This is a genomic window from Pseudonocardia ammonioxydans, assembly GCF_900115005.1.
In the GTDB taxonomy this organism is placed as follows: Bacteria; Actinomycetota; Actinomycetes; order Mycobacteriales; family Pseudonocardiaceae; genus Pseudonocardia; species Pseudonocardia ammonioxydans.
This window is the reverse complement of record NZ_FOUY01000009.1, coordinates 151451-167574: the sequence shown is the minus strand read 5'-3', so window position 1 is coordinate 167574 and position 16124 is coordinate 151451. Positions and strand designations below refer to the sequence as shown.

The 16124-nt window shown below is 74.4% G+C and carries 18 protein-coding genes; 8 read left to right on the top strand and 10 right to left on the bottom strand.

The genetic code is table 11. The features are described 5' to 3' along the window. Positions 1-5: 5 nt before the first annotated feature. Positions 6-587 (bottom strand): TetR/AcrR family transcriptional regulator, encoded by a 582-nt coding sequence (locus BM093_RS11435; RefSeq protein ID WP_177238400.1) that lies wholly within the window; start codon positions 585-587, stop codon positions 6-8. Positions 588-694: 107 nt separating this feature from the next. Here BM093_RS11435 and BM093_RS11430 point away from each other — a divergent pair, with 107 nt between their 5' ends. Further along, on the top strand, positions 695-1711 hold the full coding sequence (locus tag BM093_RS11430) for an esterase/lipase family protein (RefSeq protein ID WP_093341319.1): 1017 nt from the start codon (positions 695-697) through the stop codon (positions 1709-1711). 7 nt (positions 1712-1718) lie between these two features. On the opposite strand, the gene BM093_RS11425 is transcribed toward BM093_RS11430, so the two are convergent. Further along, positions 1719-2126, bottom strand: coding sequence for a PaaI family thioesterase (locus BM093_RS11425; RefSeq protein WP_342742982.1), 408 nt, complete (start codon positions 2124-2126; stop codon positions 1719-1721). 109 nt (positions 2127-2235) lie between these two features. Then, positions 2236-2706 carry a hypothetical protein gene (locus BM093_RS11420; protein WP_093341316.1) on the bottom strand — a complete coding sequence of 157 codons (471 nt, stop codon included), beginning with the start codon at positions 2704-2706 and terminating at the stop codon, positions 2236-2238. A 74-nt stretch (positions 2707-2780) separates the two neighbouring features. Here BM093_RS11420 and BM093_RS11415 point away from each other — a divergent pair, with 74 nt between their 5' ends. From BM093_RS11415 to BM093_RS11400, 4 genes are all read left to right on the top strand, one after another. Continuing rightward, positions 2781-3338 carry a TetR/AcrR family transcriptional regulator gene (locus BM093_RS11415; RefSeq protein WP_093341314.1) on the top strand — a complete coding sequence of 186 codons (558 nt, stop codon included), beginning with the start codon at positions 2781-2783 and terminating at the stop codon, positions 3336-3338. A gap of 107 nt (positions 3339-3445) precedes the next feature. Continuing rightward, on the top strand, positions 3446-4312 hold the full coding sequence (gene folP / locus BM093_RS11410; protein ID WP_093341312.1) for a dihydropteroate synthase: 867 nt from the start codon (positions 3446-3448) through the stop codon (positions 4310-4312). Continuing rightward, positions 4309-5076, top strand: a complete 768-nt coding sequence (locus BM093_RS11405; RefSeq protein ID WP_093341309.1) for a dihydrofolate reductase family protein — start codon at positions 4309-4311, stop codon at positions 5074-5076. Before folP ends, BM093_RS11405 begins: the two co-directional genes overlap by 4 nt. Positions 5077-5147: 71 nt before the next feature. Further along, positions 5148-5708 (top strand): GNAT family N-acetyltransferase, encoded by a 561-nt coding sequence (locus BM093_RS11400; protein WP_177238399.1) that lies wholly within the window; start codon positions 5148-5150, stop codon positions 5706-5708. A gap of 828 nt (positions 5709-6536) precedes the next feature. On the opposite strand, the gene BM093_RS11395 is transcribed toward BM093_RS11400, so the two are convergent. Further along, on the bottom strand, positions 6537-7172 hold the full coding sequence (locus BM093_RS11395) for an ICP22 family protein (RefSeq protein WP_093341304.1): 636 nt from the start codon (positions 7170-7172) through the stop codon (positions 6537-6539). 231 nt (positions 7173-7403) lie between these two features. On the opposite strand from BM093_RS11395, the gene BM093_RS11390 reads away from it, so the two are divergent. Continuing rightward, complete coding sequence (locus BM093_RS11390; protein ID WP_093341302.1) at positions 7404-8564, top strand: alpha/beta hydrolase family protein; 1161 nt, start codon at positions 7404-7406, stop codon at positions 8562-8564. A 66-nt stretch (positions 8565-8630) separates the two neighbouring features. Here the strand turns inward: BM093_RS11390 and BM093_RS11385 are convergent, their stop codons facing one another. Next, positions 8631-9011: a hypothetical protein gene (locus BM093_RS11385; RefSeq protein ID WP_093341300.1), complete on the bottom strand. Its 381-nt coding sequence runs from the start codon at positions 9009-9011 to the stop codon at positions 8631-8633. A gap of 43 nt (positions 9012-9054) precedes the next feature. Between BM093_RS11385 and BM093_RS11380 the strand changes: the two genes are divergently transcribed. Both BM093_RS11380 and BM093_RS11375 read left to right on the top strand, forming a co-directional pair. Next, the gene (locus BM093_RS11380; RefSeq protein WP_093341298.1) at positions 9055-9600 is read left to right on the top strand and encodes a peptidylprolyl isomerase; all 546 of its coding nucleotides are present in this window, start codon (positions 9055-9057) and stop codon (positions 9598-9600) included. 52 nt (positions 9601-9652) lie between these two features. After that, positions 9653-10654: a rhomboid family intramembrane serine protease gene (locus tag BM093_RS11375; RefSeq protein WP_093341296.1), complete on the top strand. Its 1002-nt coding sequence runs from the start codon at positions 9653-9655 to the stop codon at positions 10652-10654. 49 nt (positions 10655-10703) lie between these two features. Here the strand turns inward: BM093_RS11375 and BM093_RS11370 are convergent, their stop codons facing one another. From BM093_RS11370 to BM093_RS11350, 5 genes are all read right to left on the bottom strand, one after another. Then, complete coding sequence (locus BM093_RS11370; protein ID WP_093341294.1) at positions 10704-11159, bottom strand: PH domain-containing protein; 456 nt, start codon at positions 11157-11159, stop codon at positions 10704-10706. 82 nt (positions 11160-11241) lie between these two features. Continuing rightward, on the bottom strand, positions 11242-11502 hold the full coding sequence (gene crgA / locus BM093_RS11365; protein ID WP_093341293.1) for a cell division protein CrgA: 261 nt from the start codon (positions 11500-11502) through the stop codon (positions 11242-11244). A 179-nt stretch (positions 11503-11681) separates the two neighbouring features. Beyond that, complete coding sequence (locus BM093_RS11360) at positions 11682-12317, bottom strand: aminodeoxychorismate/anthranilate synthase component II (protein WP_093341291.1); 636 nt, start codon at positions 12315-12317, stop codon at positions 11682-11684. A gap of 24 nt (positions 12318-12341) precedes the next feature. Next, positions 12342-14372, bottom strand: coding sequence for a Stk1 family PASTA domain-containing Ser/Thr kinase (pknB, locus tag BM093_RS11355; protein WP_093341289.1), 2031 nt, complete (start codon positions 14370-14372; stop codon positions 12342-12344). Between the two features lie 103 nt (positions 14373-14475). After that, the gene (locus BM093_RS11350) at positions 14476-16113 is read right to left on the bottom strand and encodes a serine/threonine-protein kinase (RefSeq protein WP_093341288.1); all 1638 of its coding nucleotides are present in this window, start codon (positions 16111-16113) and stop codon (positions 14476-14478) included. Positions 16114-16124 lie beyond the last annotated feature (11 nt).

The following is a 16124-nucleotide window of genomic DNA, read 5'->3' as shown; positions in this document are numbered from 1 at the left end:
GGCGGTCAGCCGCGCCGGAGCGCCCGCCAGGCGCCCTCGGCGAGCGCGGCTGCCGCGACGTCCGGGTCGGTGGTCGACCGCCCGGCGAGCTCGAGCCGGCAGTACTCCTGCGCCGGGCCGAGCCACAGCGCGTACAGCACGGTCACCGGCAGGTCCTGCAACGCGCCGTCGGCGACCCGGCGTCGCCACCAGCCGACGACGGTCCGGAAGAAGGCACGGTTCTGCTCACCGAGCCGGTCGGCTGCGGCGGCGCGCGCGGCGTCCCCGCAGAACAGCAGGAACCGGGCGGCGTCCGGGCGGTCGGACAGGCACCAGCGCAGGTGCGCCGCGACGGCGGCCCGGACGCCGGCCTCGGCGTCGTCGTGGGTGGTGACGGCCGCGGTGAAGACGTCCTGGTAGCCGGCCAGTGCCCGGACGTAGACCGCTCCGGCGAGCCCCTCCCGGCCGCCGAAGTGGTGGTAGATGCTGCCGACGCTGGCGCCGCTGCGGCCCCGGACGTCCTCGATCGACGCACCGGCCAGGCCGCTCTCCACGAAGCAGGCGAGGGCCGCGTCGAGGATCGCGGTCCGCCGGTCGTGGGTGGTCACCGGACTAGAATATTCTTCTAGTCCTGGTCCGGGCAACGGCTTTGCTCGTCACCGGATCGCCTGCCGGTCGTTTCCCCTGCAAAGAAGATCAACGAGCGGGACGCATCATGATCAGGACGACGAGGTCCGCACTGCTCGCCCTCACCGCGGCCGGAGCCTGCCTGCTGGGCGTGGCCGGTGTCGCCGTGGCGGCGCCCGACGACGCCGGCACCGGCCCCGAGCTCACCGCGCCCGGCCGGGAGGAGAGCCTCACCTGCGCCGGCGATCTCGCCGACGACTCCGCGGGTGCGCCCGTCCTGCTCGTACCGGGCACCCTGTTGGAGCCGGACGTCAACTACGACTGGAACTACGCCCGTGCCTTCGCCGACCAAGGCCGGCCGTACTGCACGGTGACGCTTCCCGCGCACAGCACCGGTGACATCCAGGTCGCGGCCGAGCACGTCGTGCACGCGATCCGGACGATGCACGACGAGGCCGGTTCCCGGATCTCCGTCGTCGGCTACAGCCAGGGCGGCATGGTCCCGCGCTGGGCGCTGAAGTACTGGCCGGACACCCGCGCCATGGTCGAGGACATGATCGGCATCGACCCGTCCAACCACGGCACGCTCGACGCCTACCCGGTCTGTGGCCCCGGCTGTGTCCCGGCGATCGTCCAGCAGCAGACCGGTTCGGCCTTCCTGGCCGCGCTGAACGACGGTCCCGAGACCTTCGCCGGGATCGACTACACCGTGGTCTACACGGTCACCGACGAGGTCGTCGTGCCGAACCTTCCGCCCGCCGCGAGCTCCGAGCTGCGCGGCGGCGAGGGTGAGCTCGCGAACATCCCGGTGCAGGAGATCTGCCCGGTGCACGTGGCCGAGCACGTCACGATGGGGACGACGGACCCGGTCGGGTACGCCGTCGTCGCCGATGCGCTCGATCACGACGGACCCGGTGATGCGAGCCGGGTCGACCGTTCGGTCTGCCGTCAGGACGTGATGCCGGCCGTGGACCGGACCCGGCTGGTCGGCAACGAGGCCCGGGTGCTCGGGCAGGTGGCGACGAGCCTGACGACCGAGCCGTGGGTCGTCGCGGAACCGCCCCTGCGCGACTACGTCGGCGAGTACGCGGGCGGGTCCACCTGACGGCTCATCACTGCCGGGGCGGCAGTACGGCCTGGGTCTGGGTGGTGCGGGAGACCGCGCGGCCCTCGTCGTCGGTCAGCTCGGTGTCGACGACGACGTCGCGGCGCCCCCGGTGCGCCACCCGGGCGGTGGCGGTGACCGTCCCGCCGCGGACCGCGCGCAGCAGGACGGTGTGCGAGCTGGTGGTCGCGGTCGTCGCACCCTCGGGCAGGCCGAGGAACGCGCACAGCCCGCCCGCCGAGTCGGCCAGCGACATGAGCACACCGCCGTGCAGGAGCCCGCCGGCGGTGCAGAGCTCCGGCCGGTGGGTCAGCGTCACTACGACCCGGTCGGGCGTCGCCTCGACGACGGTCGCGCCGAGCAGCTCGGCGAACGGCATGGCGGCGACGAGCTGCGCCGGATCGGGTGCGGGCACGGTGCCTCCTGGTCATGGGTCCGGGCCGCCGATCCTCGCCGACCACCGCACGACGGCGCCATGACCTGCGAGGTCATGGGTTCATGTCACTGCGACGACAAGCGCTGGTTCAACGGACCGTGGAACGAGACAGCTGCCCGGCGGCCCCGACCAGCACGCCGGGGATGAGCCGCCGGTGGACCCGGGCCAGCAGCGGCCACCACTGCCGGGCCGGGAACCGGTCGTAGCGGACCGCGGTGGTCAGCGCCACCTGCCCCGGCTCGATCTGCACGATCAGGTTCCCGCCCAGGAACCACGACCGCGCCTCCAAGCGGATCCAGTCGTCCCCCCGGTCGGTGATCCGCCAGCCGGCGACGTTGTCGGCGGACCGGCCGCGGTCCAGGCGCAGGTGCAGCAGGCCCTGCCACACGAGCGTCCCGAAGAATCCCGGGGTGTCGCCGAACATGGCGCGCGCCCACTGCTCGGGATCGGCCTCGGCACCGGTGGTGAGCACGAACCGGTCGGCGTAGTCCACGCGGAGCGAGGCGTGCTCCGCCGATTCGGTCCGTCCGCCGTTCACCCCGGAGGTTGCGATGGTCATGAGTCCCCCTCGTATACGCTGCCGTATGCGAGCAAGGTAGCCGATGTATACGCCGCCGTATAGAGGGTGAGGACGTGGGAGTCACGCGCACGCCGCGCGAACGCTGGATCGAGGAGGGCCTGCGCGCGCTGGCCGACGGCGGCCCCGACGCCGTCCGGATCGAGGTGCTGGCCACGCGGCTCGGCGTTACCAAGGGCGGCTTCTACGGTGCGTTCGCCGACCGTGGCGCCCTGCTGACCGCACTGCTCGAGACCTGGGAGCGGGAGGCGACCGACGACGTGCTCGAGCAGGTCGAGCGGGAGGGCGGGTCGCCGGCGGTCCGGGCCCGCCGGGCCGGGGCACTGACGTTCTCCGACGACCGCCTGCTGCCGATCGACCTCGCCGTGCGCGACTGGGCCCGCCGCGACCCGGACGTCGCCGAGCGCCTGCGCCGGGTCGACAACCGGCGGATGGAGGTGCTGCGGGAGATGATCGGGCAGTCGGTCACCGACCCGGACGAGATCGAGGCGCGCAGCCTGCTGGCCTTCTGCGCGGCGATCGGCAGTCACTTCCTCGCCGCCGACACGGAGGGCCGGGCACGGGGTGAGATCCTGGCCCGGGCGACGGAGTTCCTCTTCGGCCCGGCCCGGTGATCCGTGTCGCCGAGTGCGGACGGGTGGCCGGTCGGCCGCCCCGCTGACCAAGATGGAGTACGAGCCGGGCCCGCCGACGGAGCCCGGCCGTGTTGCGAGGAGGACGAGTGCCGAGCGTGACGTTCCGCGGACGCACCTGGAACCGCGACCGGGCGATGGTCATGGCGATCGTCAACCGGACCCCCGACTCGTTCTACGACCACGGGGTGACCTTCGCCGAGCAGGCCGCCCGGGACCGGATCACCACCGTGGTCCGCGAGGGTGCCGACGTCATCGACATCGGGGGCGTGCCGGCCAGCCCGGGTACCGAGGTCACCGAGCAGGAGGAGATCGACCGGGTCGTGCCGACGGTCGAGTGGGCGCGCCGCGAGTTCCCGGACGTCGTGATCAGCGTCGACACCTTCCGCGCCGGGCCGGCCGACGCCGTCTGCGCGGCCGGCGCCGACCTCGTCAACGACAACTGGGCCGCGGCCGACGCGGGGATCCTCGACGTCACCGCCCGGTACGGCGCCGGCTACGTCAGTGCGCACACCGACCACGTCACCCCGCGTACCGAGCCGCACCGGCCGCGCTACGCCGACGTGCTGCACACGGTGATCGCGCAGACCGTGGGTCTCGCCGAGCGGGCGGTCGCCGCCGGGGTCCCCGCCGAGGGCGTCCTGATCGATCCGGCCATCGACTTCTCCAAGAACACCCTGCACAGCCTGCAGGTGCTGCGCGGCATCGAGGCGATGGTCGCGACCGGCTGGCCGGTGCTGCTCGCGATGTCGAACAAGACCGTGGTGGGCGAATCGCTCGACGTACCGCTGGAGGAGCGGCTGACCGGCACCCTGGCCGCGACGGCGATCGCCGCCGACCGCGGCGTGGCGATGGTGCGGGCCCATCAGGCGCGGGCGACCCGCGAGACCTGCGAGATGGTCGCCACCGTCCGGGGCGAGCGGAGCCCGTCGCGAGCGGTGAGACTGCTGGCGTGACCGAGATCCACCAGATCTACCCGCCCACCGCCGCCGGACCGCTGACGACCGAGGACATCGAACGGCTCTACACCTATCCCGACTGCACCTCCCCGTACGTCGCGGTCAACTTCGTGAGCAGCGCGGACGGCGCGGTCGAGGTGGACGGGATCGCGCGGCCGCTGTCCACACCGCCGGACCGGGTGGTGCTGCAGCTGGGGACCGACCTCGCCGACGTCGTCCTGGTCGGCGCGAACACCGCCACCGTGGAGGGCTTCACCGGGGTGAAGCCGACCGACCGCAGGGCCGAGCGGCGCCGCCGCTTCGGGCTGTCCGAGACGCCGGTGACCGCGGTCGTCACGGCGACGGGGCGCTCGCTCGACCCGTCCGCGCCGGTGCTGCGCGACACCCTGGTCCCGACGATCGTGTTCACCTGTGCCGCGGTTCCGGAGGACCTGCGCGCGAGGTGGACCGATGCGGGCGCCGACGTCGTGCTCGTCGGTGACGGGACGGTGGACCTGACCGCCGCGGTCGCCGAGCTGGGTCGCCGCGACCTGTACCGGGTCAACTGCATGGGTGGCCCGGCGCTGTTCGGCAGCATGGCCGAGGCCGGGATGGTCGACGAGCTGCGCCTCACGGTGGCACCGTTCGTGGTCTCCGGCGAGGCCGCCCGGATCGCCCGCGGGGCCGGGATGGACCCGGCACGTCTCGAGCTGGTCAGCGTGATCACCGGTGACGACACGCTGTTGATCCGCTACCGGGTCGGGGACTCCTCGCCGACCTGATGCGGCCGACCGGGTCACGGTGGTGGGAGGTCCCGGTCACGGACGGCGACGGGTGCGGCAGGATGGTCGGCGTGCCTCGTCCCTCGAACACGCTGGCGGACGGCGTGGTCGTTCTCAGCCCGCTCGACTGGGGTGACGTGGAGCCGCATCTCGCCGGTGAGGACGCCGAGCTGGTCCGCTGGCTCAGCGGTGGTCGAGGCACCCGCGCGACCGTGCGGGCGCACGTCCGGCGGGCCATCGAGCGGTGGCACGACGACGGTCCGAAGCTCAGCTTCGGCATCCGGGTCGACGGTGGAGCGGTGCTCGCGGGCACCATCGACGCCGAGCTCGACCGGGCCGAGCGCCGGGCCGGGCTCTCCTACGGGATCTACCCGGCGTACCGCCGGCGCGGGCTCGCGACGCGTGCGGTGCGCCTGGCGGCCCGTTACCTCGGTGAACGCGGGGACGTGCACCGGATCTCGATCGACGTCGACCCGCAGAACGTGCCGTCGATCGGCGTGGCGCGCCGTGCCGGGTTCCGCTTCCTCCGCCACGTGACCGACGACGAGGGCGACTTCGACCGCTACGAGCTGCGCGTCCGGGCCCCGGTCGTGCCGGCCCCGCCGCCACCTCCACGCCACGGGCGGCCCTGACCCGCCGCCTCGCCGGCGCAGCTGCGCACGATCGCCGGCGCGGCTCGGGCGCCCCGGCGCCGCACAGGCCTCGTCGCGCCGCACAGGTTGGCCGCGTGCCGCACAGGACCGGACTCGTGCGGCGGGTCGCGAACCTGTGCGGCACGAGGTCGCAGGCCGCCGTTCGGAGCCGCGCTCGTGCGTGCCGGTGCATCGCACGGGCTCTGGGCCCGTCCGGCGCGCGCCGCGGCGGGTGCCACGTGCCGGTGCGTGTGCATTCCCGTCGCACAGCTTCTGGGGGCGTCGCACAGGTCTGGGCTTGTGCGGCGGGTCCCCAGCTTGTGCGGCGCGGGGAGTGCGAGCCGGGAGCGGTGCCGGCAGGCGCCGCGCAGGTTGCGGGTGTGCCCGCGCGGGACGGAACCCCGTGCGCCGGTTCGGACGTCTGCTGCGCGGTCACCGACAGCGCCGGGGACGACATGCCCGCACAGGTCGCGGTGCGTCCACGCCCGGAGCCGTGCAGCGGGTCGCGAGTCTGTGCGGCGCGAGTTCGCCGGGCCCGTCCCGGAGTGGTGTCGCTGGACGCCGCACAGGTTGTGCGGGCGTCGCACAGGACTGGGCTTGTGCGGCGGGTCCCCAACTTGTGCGGCGCGGTCGCGGAGTGCGCCGAGGGTGCGCCGCGGTGCGTGGTGGCGCGGGTGCGGTGTGCGGGGTCGGTTGTGCGCGGCGGTCCCGGGCCGACGGCGACGGCCGCCCGTCCCGCTCCCGGGCTCTCGGGCGAGCGGGATGCGCGGGACGGACGGCCGTGGGAGTGCCGGTCGGGGAGCCCGGCGACCGACGAGGAACCGGAGGTCAGGCCGTGACGTTCGGCGCCTCGATGTACATGACGCCCGGGATGTCCAGCGTTGGGAGGGCCTCGGCGTTCGGGGCCGGGACGGCCTCGGTCAGCGCGTCGGTCGGGAGTGCGTCGGTCGGGAGTGCGTCGAGCGGCAGGGCGTCCAGGGGCAGGGCGTCCAGCGGCAGGGCGTCGGTCGGCAGCGCGCCGAGCGGGGAAGCCGGCTCCTCGGCAGCGGCCTCGTCACCGGACGCCTCGTCACCGGAGGCCTCGTCACCGGAGGCCTCCTCGTCCGAGGCCTCTTCGTCGGACGCCTCCTCGCCGGAGATCTCGTCGGCCTGGTGCGTCGCGGCCGGGGCCTCCGAGGGCAGGCCGGGCAGGGCCGGGAGGGAGTCGGCGGCGGGCAGCTCGGGCAGGCCGTCCGAGGACAGCTCCGGCGCCTGCAGTGGGCCGAAGGTGGCCTCACCCTCGGCGCCCTGGGCGACGTCGGTGTCGGGGGTCGGCAGGGTGTCGGTGACAGTGCCGGCGTCGGGGGCCTCCGGCAGGTCGGGCAGCTCGGCGGCCGAGGCCTGACCGGCCACGCCGGCACCCAGCACGGCGATACCTGCGCCGGCCAGGGAGAACCGGAGCGCGTTGCGGGCGAGCGAGTTCATGTCGCGCGTCCTTTCGAACTATGGGTCGGGGAGCGAAGGCCCGAGGGCCTCCGACGGGAGAACGACGTGCGACGTGGGCCGGTTTCGCTCCGCAGTGATCATGGGCCCGGGTTTCACTCGTACGAGTGGCAACCTGAGAGGGGTCTCGCACGTAGGGCGTGGCGCCGGGGTGACCGTCGGTGGCGCGTATCCCGAGTGTGGCACGGACGTGCGGGGGAGCAGGATGACCGCGTGCACGCAGTCCCGAGCCCGTCGGCCCGCCCGGTTCCCGGCTGCGCCGCCGGTGTCGTCGTCGGCGCCCTGGGCGGGGCCGGGACGGCGGCCGCCGCGGCGGTCGGCTGGCACTACTCGTCGGTGCTGCTGAACCCGGCGTCGACGCCGGGGCTGCCCGAACGCGTGCTGGTGGCCGGTGACGGCGTCGTCGAGCTGGCCCGCAACCGGCTGACCGCCCAGCCCGGTGTGTGGGGCCTGCGCAGCGCGGCGGGCCTGAGCGTCGTCGGGCCGGTGCTCGAGCGGCACCGGCGCCGGGTGGTGCGGGAGCTGCGGGACGGGCCGGTCCCGGCGGCCGGGCCCGCCGTGCTGGACGCCGGCCCGTTCGACCCCGACCCGGGTGCCCGTGGCCTGGCGTTCGACGAGGTCGAGGTCCCCACCGAGCTCGGTCCGGCTCCGGCCTGGCTGGTCCCGGGACCAGGACCAGGACCAGGACCAACGTCCTCCTCCACCTGGGCACTGTGCGTGCACGGGCGCGGCGGGTCGCGCCGGGAGGCACTGCGCGCGCTGCCCGCCCTGCACGACGCCGGACTCACGTCACTGGTCCTCAGCTACCGCGGCGACGGGACCGCACCCGACTCCCCGGACGGCCGATCACACCTCGGCGACACCGAGTGGCGCGACGTCGCCGCCGCCGCCCGGTACGCGCTCGGCCACGGCGCGCACCGGCTGGTGCTGGTCGGCTGGTCGATGGGTGCCGCCGTGGGCGGTGCCTTCCTCGACCGCTGCGAGGTCGCGGAGCGGGTCGCCGCGGTCATGTGGGACGCGCCGTTGCTCGACTGGCGCCGCACCCTGCGCCGCCAGGCCCGCAACCGCGCCCTGCCGCCGTCGCTGGCCGGGGTGGCCGCCCGGTTCACCGAACGCCGGATCGGCATCGACCTGGACCGGTTCGACCTCGTCCGCCACCCACCGGCGGTCCGCCCACCGACGCTGCTGCTGCACAGCGACGGCGACACCGCCGTGCCCGTCACGCTGAGCCGCGACCTGGCGGCGGCCGCACCGGGCCTGGACTGGCCGGTGAGCTACCGCGAGTTCGCCGGCACCGAGCACACCGGCAGCTGGAACGCCGACCCCGAGGCGTACGGCGCCGCCGTCACCGAATTCCTGCGCCGGGTGCTGTGAGGCCGGGCGCTGTGAGGTCGGGCGCTGTAGGTCGGGTGCTCTGGGAGCGGGTGTTCCGAGGGCGGGTCAGGACGTGGGGCCCTGCCCGACCGGCTTGCCGTGGATCTGCTGCTCCGACGGCGGCGTGGTCGGCACCGGGGTGCCGGGGTCGACGGCGCGCTCCCGGCGGAGCAGCGAGGCCCACGCGTAGGCGGCGAGGCCGCTGAGCAGCAGGACGGCCAGGATCCACGGCGCGCGCCGCGTTCTCACGGGCCCCGGGTCGATCGCGGAGGCGAGTGCCCGGCGGGCGTCCTCGACCCCGTGCGAGACGGAACCGGACAGCTCGGTCACGTGCTCGGACACTGTGGACGCTGCGGCCCCGCCTGCGATCCGGCCCGCGTCGGCGAGGGTGCGCACGGCCTCGCCGGCGTCCTTGCGGGCCTTCGCTCGCTTGCGGTCGGTACTCATAATCCGGACCTGCTTCCCACGGATGCGGCTGCGTACTGGCACGATGGTAGTCGTGACGGAGCCAGCAAACGCCAAGACGACGGCCGTTCTGCACACCAACGAGGGCGACATCAGGGTCGCGCTGTTCCCCGACCACGCCCCGAAGACGGTGGCGAACTTCGTCGGTCTCGCCGAGGGCACCAAGGACTACACGGGCCCGAACGCGAGCGGTGGTGACGACGGACCGTTCTACGACGGTTCGATCTTCCACCGGGTGATCAGCGGATTCATGATCCAGGGTGGCGACCCGACCGGGACCGGCCGCGGTGGGCCGGGCTACCAGTTCGGCGACGAGTTCCACCCGGACCTGAAGTTCGACCGGCCGTACCTGCTCGCGATGGCCAACGCCGGCCCCGGGACGAACGGCTCGCAGTTCTTCATCACGGTGGGCCCGACCCCGCACCTGAACCGCCGGCACACCATCTTCGGTGAGGTGGCCGACGCCGAGTCGCGCGCCGTCGTCGACGCGATCGGGAACACGACCACCGGGCAGGCCGACCGCCCGCTCAACGACGTGGTCATCGAGAAGGTCGACATCGAGCGGAGCTGAGACAGCCCTGACCGAACGACCAGACGCCACCGGTCCCCGGTCCGGCCGGGACATGCAGGACGGGCACGGCGCTGCCGGGCGCGGTGAGGCCGACGGCCGGCCCCGGCCGGCCGCCCCACCCGGGCCGCCGTACGCCGGGCCGCCGCAGCCCGGTACAGCACAGCCCGGTACATCACAGCCCGCGGGCCCGCCGCCACCGGGCGGACCGCCCGCGGGCCACGGCGGGCTGCCGGCGTGCGTTCGGCACCCGGACCGGCCGACCCGGCTGGCCTGCACCCGCTGCGAGCGCCCGGCGTGCCCGCAGTGCCTGCAGCCGGCCTCGGTCGGCCAGCACTGCGTGGACTGCCTGGCCGGTTCGGCGGGTGCGGTCCCGCGGTGGCGCAACGTCGCCGGCGCGACCCGCACCGGGCGGCCGGTGATCGTGCCCGGCCTGATCGCCGCGAACGTGGCGGTCTTCGTGCTGACGGTGGTCACGGCGGGCAGCCTCAACCGCAACTTCGCGTCCCCGCTGTTCGCCGAGGGGTCGCTCCTGCCCGCGCTCGTCGCGAACGGCGAGTACTGGCGGTTGCTGACGTCCGGTTTCCTGCACGTCGGCCCGCTGCACCTGGCGTTCAACATGGTCGCCCTGTGGATCATCGGGCGGGAGGTCGAGACGGTACTGGGCCGCGCCCGGTTCGGCGCCGTCTACGCGGTCTCGCTGCTCGGCGGGTCCGCGGCGGTGATGCTGCTCAGCAACCCGCTGGGCCCGACGGCCGGTGCGTCCGGGGCGGTGTTCGGCCTGATGGGCGCGCTGTTCGTGCTGCTGCGCCGGCTGAAGCTGCCTGCCGGGCAGGTGATCGGCGTGATCGCGATCAACGTCGTCATCAGCTTCACGATCCCGCAGATCTCCTGGCAGGGGCACCTCGGTGGGCTGCTGTTCGGTGCGGCGGTGACCGCGGCCCTGCTCTACCTGGGCGTGCGCTCCCACAGCCGGCGCCAGGTCCAGATCGTCGCGGTGTCCGGGCTCGCCCTGCTCGCGCTGGTGCTCATCGGCGCCGGGGTCGTACTGGTCTGAGCGGCCTGCCACCGCGGTGGCACGGCTGCTGGCGCAGTGCCACGGCTGGCTATCGCAGGGGCCGGAGCGCGGTCAGCTCCTCCGCCACGTCGGCCGGGTCGGCGCCCAGCTCCGCGCGCCCGAGGACGACGAGCCGTTCACCGTCGTCGACGTCGCGCAGGTCCAGTTCCAGCAGGACCGACTCGCGCCCGAGGCGACGGGTCCGCAGCAGGCGGACGTCGTCCACCCGGCTCCACGGGGTGTGCCGGGTCCAGGTCAGCCGGCGCACGGTCAGCCCGTCCGGCCCCGCCTCGAGCCGCGGCCGGGCACGGGTGCTGGACGCCGCGGCGAGGGCCAGACCGGCGGCGGCGACACCGGAGATCAACCGTCCGGCCGGGTCCGCACCGGCGACGACCAGCGCGACGAGCCAGCCGGCGGCGACCACGGCCAGTACCCACAACGCGGCGACGGCCCCGGCCGGCGTGGCCCAGGACCGCCGCTCGTGGCCCTCGCCCGGGGTGCTCACGTGAGGTCGTCCACACCCTCATCCACAGTGCGGACGACGCGGCGGCGATGCGGCGGGGCCGGGACACCGCTGCCCGGCACGGTCAACGCCACCGCATGGTCATCAGCAGGCCGATCACGATGAGGGAGAACCCGATGATGAAGTTGGCGTTGCCCAGTGCCGCCATGAACGGGATCGACGGACCGGCGAGGTAGTTCACGACGAGCCAGGCCAGGCCGAGGATCCACATCGCGACCATGACCGCGATGTAGGCGGGGTGGGTCGGGCCGGCCACCTTCTGCGGCGTACGGCTGACCGGCGGCGGGGTGTACGCCGCCTTCTTGCGGACCTTCGACTTGGGCATGGTCGGACCTCATCGGCTGTCGCTGGCGAACACTGCGTTCCGGCTGGTGCTCCGGCCGGGGGCGGGACCTGCGACGGGGCGGCGGACGCCCTGGGGAGCGGCCGACCCGGACAGATCCGCCACCACGGTAGCGCGGATCCCGCACCGGTCGCGTCACACGCCGGGAACCGGCGGGTAGGTCACGTCCCGGCGACCAGCAGTGCCATCTCGTCGGTCAGCCGGGAAACGATCTCCTCGGGCACGGCGAACCCGGACCCGCCCAGCCAGGTGGCCAGCATCCGGTGTCCCCCCTCGGTCAGCACCGACTCCGGGTGGAACTGCACGCCCTCGATCGGCAGCTCGCGGTGCCGCACGGCCATGATCAGCCCGGTCCCGGTGCGCCCGGTGACCTCCAGCTCGGCGGGCAGCCCGTCCGGCGCGATCGTCAGCGAGTGGTAGCGGGTCGCGGTGAACGGCGACGGCAGCCCGCGGAGCACGCCGACGTCGTCGTGGAACACCTGGGAGGTCTTGCCGTGCAGCAGCTCCGGGGCGCGCTCCACGACACCGCCCCAGGCGGTGGCCAGGGCCTGGTGGCCCAGGCAGACACCCAGCAGCGGGGTGCCCCGCTCGGCCGCCCGGCGGATCACCTCGACGCTGCGCCCGGCCCGCTCCGGCGTGCCCGGGCCGGGGCTGACGAGCACGGCACCGACGTCGTCGAGTTCGTCGAGCTCGACCTCGTCGTTGCGGCGGACGACCGGGTCCGCCCCGAGCTGGGCCAGGTACTGGACCAGGTTGTAGACGAAGCTGTCGTAGTTGTCGACGACGAGTACGCGCACGTCCTCATCCTCCCTGGCCGGTGATCAGTCGAACGGGAAACCCTGGCTGGTGGTGTCGGTCGAGTCGCCACCGCTGTTGTCGTCGCGTCCGCCGCCGTTGCCGTTGTTGCCGCCGCCACCGCCGTCGCCGGAGTTCTGGCCGACGGTCAGCGTGACCTCCTGGCCGTCGGAGGCCTGCGACCCCCCGGACGGGCTCTGGCTGAGCACGACGCCGTTGCGGGACGGGTCCGAGACGTCGGTGGTCTCGATCCGGAACGACAGCCCGGCCTCGCGCAGCGTGTTGACCGCGCTGTCCACGCGCCGGCCCACCACGTCCGGGATCTGGGAGCGGTTGCCCCGGCTGACCTGGATCGTGATCGTCTGGTTCTTCGCGACCCGGGTGCCGGCCGCCGGGTCGGTGCCGACCACCTTGCCGGCGTCCCCGCCGCCGTCGACCTCGCTGACCGAGACCGAGGTGAAGCCGCTGCCGCGCAGCGTCGACTGGGCGGCCTCGGGTGACTGGCCGGCCACGTCGGGCACGGGGACGGTCTGCTGCTCGCGGCCGACCACGATCGACACGGCGGAGTTGCCGGCGACGCTCTCACCCGGCCCCGGGCTGGACGAGATGACCTTGCCGATCTTGCTGGTGTCGCTGGTGTCCTGCTCGTTGGTCCCGCCGAGCTGGAGCCCCGCGTCCCGCAGCAGCGCCTCGGCCTCCTGCGGGGTCCGACCGGCCAGCGACGGCACGGTCACCTCGGACGGCCCGGTCCCGACGTAGACGGTCACCCGGCTGTTCTCGGCGACCTGGTTGCCGCCCCCGGGATCGGTCCGGACGACCTTGCCGACCTGCCCGACGTCCGACGGCTGGTTCTGCAGGTCGACCAGCAGCTGGGCGGTGGTGATGGCGGCGCGGGCCTCCTCGGGCGTCTGGCCGAGCACGTCCGGCACCGTGATCCGGTCCGGTCCGGAGTTCGAGAACATCTGGAACCCGACGAACCCGAGCAGGCCCAGCACGGCCAGCGCGACCACCCACAGGGCGGCCTTCCGCCCGCGCCCGCTCCGCTCGTCGTCGGGATAGTCCGGGTGACCCGGGGGCATCGTGTGCCGCCCGGTCGGCGGCCCGCCCGCACCCGGCTCGAGCCGGCGGGTGGCCATCGCGGCGGTCGCGTCGGAGCCCCCGTCGTGCGCCATCATCTGGGTGCGCTCGTACTCGCTCATCACCAGCGGCGCGTGCACCGGCTCGCCGTTGCGCACCCGCACCAGGTCGGCGCGCATCTCGGCGGCCGACTGGTAGCGGTTGGCGGGGTTCTTGCTCAGCGCCTTGAGCACCACCGCGTCGAGCGCGGGCGGCACCGACGGGTTCAGCTCGGACGGCGCCCGCGGGTCCTCCCGGACGTGCTGGTAGGCGACCGCGACCGGGGTGTCCCCGGTGAACGGCGGCTCGCCGGTCAGCAGCTCGAACAGCACGCAGCCGCCGGCGTAGACGTCCGACCGGGCGTCGACCGACTCGCCGCGGGCCTGCTCGGGCGAGAGGTACTGCGCGGTGCCGATGACCGCCGCGGTCTGGGTGACGTTCTGGCCCTCGCCGAGCGCGCGGGCGATGCCGAAGTCCATCACCTTCACGGCGCCGACACCGTTGATCATCACGTTCGCCGGCTTGACGTCGCGGTGGATGATCCCGTGCCGGTGCGAGAAGTCGAGCGCGGCGCAGACGTCGGCCATCACCTCGACGACCCGCTGCTGGCTCAGCGGCCCCTGCGTCTTGACGATCTCGCGCAGCGTCTGGCCGTCGACGAACTCCATGACGATGTAGGGCAGCGGCCCGAACTCCGACTCGACCTCGCCGGTGTCGTACACCGCCACGATCGCCGGGTGGTTCAGCGACGCCGAGTTCTGCGCCTCGCGGCGGAAGCGCAGCTGGAACTGCGGGTCCCGGGCGAGGTCGGCACGCAGCACCTTCACCGCCACGTCCCGGCCGAGCCGAGTGTCGAGGCCGCGGTGGACCTCGGACATGCCGCCGTAGCCGAGCGGGTCGCCCAGCTCATAGCGCTCGGACAGCAGTCGCGGTGTCGTCATCGGTTCAGGTTCCCGGGGTCGGTGGCGTACTCATCATGCCGGTCGGTGGGCGGGAGCACGCCGGTGTGCTCGTCGTGTGCGCCGGAGCGCCGGTTGCGTGGGATCACCGGAGGACCTCCGGTCCCTCGTGGGTCGGTACCGCGACGAGCGGGCGGCCGACGGCCGTCTGTCCCGTCCGGTCGGCCTCCCGTCCGGCGGCGAGGGCCACGGTACCGGCGGGCGGGCCGAGTGACCCGGTTCGGCCGGTACCGGGCGGCGCGTCGCGCAGGATCATGACCGCCAGCAGCACGGCGGCGACGGTCAGCAGCACGAAGAAGACCGCCAGCCAGGCCTTCGCCCGCCCGGAGCGCTTGGGGGTCAGGTCCAGTGGTCCGGACGGGTGCTGCTCGGGCACCCGGTCGGAGTTCGGCCGGTGGACCGGCGGCCGCAGCGGCGCCGGACGTCCGCCGGGGGCGTGGGGACCCTGCGGCCCGGGGGGTGGTGGACCGGCCGGGGCACGGCCGGCCGGCCCGGGGTGCTGGGACTCCCGGCCGTGCGCCGGTGTCCCCGGCGGCGGGGCGGGCAGCGGCCCGGACCGCGGCCGCGCCGGGGGACCGCCGGGCAGCGGCATCCCACCGGAGCGGGCGGCCGGGTCGCCGGTCGCCGGGCGCGCGCCGGGTCCGGCCGGCGGCGGGTGCGCCGGTCCGGGCGGACGGCCGGTGTCGACACCGTGCCGGGGCGAGCGCGCCGGCGGGTCGGCCGGGGCCGGGATGCCGGGGCCCGACGGCCCGCCGTCGCGGCGCGCCGGGTCCGGGTCGCCGTCGTCGGTCCGGGCGTGCCGGCGCGGGGCGGCGGGCGGCTCGTCGTCGCCGCTGAAGCCCGGTGCGTTCCCGGTCGGTGCCGGGATGCCCGCGGGCGGCGGGCGGTGGCCACGCCGGACCGCGGCGACCGCGTCGGCGAACTCGGCACCGTCGGCGTAGCGCTGTTCCGGGTCCTTGACCAGCACCGAGGCGATCAGCTCGCGGACCCGCTCGGGGAGCTCCCCGGGCAGCGGCGGCGGGTCGTCGCGGACCTGCATCATCGCCACCGCGACGGCGCTCTCGGCCCGGAAGGGGCGCACGCCGGCCAGGCACTCGTACCCGACGACGCCCAGCGAGTAGACGTCACCGGACGGCCCGGCCTCCTCGCCGGAGGCCTGCTCCGGTGCGATGTAGTGCGCGGTACCCATGACCATGCCGGACCGGGTCACCGGGACCGCGTCGGCCGCCTTGGCGATGCCGAAGTCGGTCAGCTTCACGACGCCGTCGGTGCGCAGCAGGATGTTGCCGGGCTTGACGTCGCGGTGCACGAACCCGCGCTCGTGCGCGGCCTGCAGCGCCCGGGCGGCCTGCTCGAGGATGTCGAGCGCCTCGTCGGAGGGGATGGGGCCGCGCCCGATGCGGGTGGACAGCGGTTCCCCGCGGACCAGCTCCATCACCAGGTAGGCCGTCCGGCCACCGCCGGCGGCGCCGTCGTCCTCGCCGTAGTCGTGGACCGCGGCGATGCCGGAGTGGTCCAGCGAGGCCACTGTGCGGGCCTCGATCCGGAACCGGTGCAGGAACTCGGGGTCGTCGGACAGATCGGCCTTGAGCACCTTGACCGCGACGCTGCGGCCGAGCCGGGTGTCCGAGGCCTCCCAGACCTCGCCCATCCCGCCGACCGCGATCCGCCGGTCCAGCTGGTAGCGCTCGGAGATCAGCTGGCCGGCCGCGAGGGCGCTCATGACACCGCCGG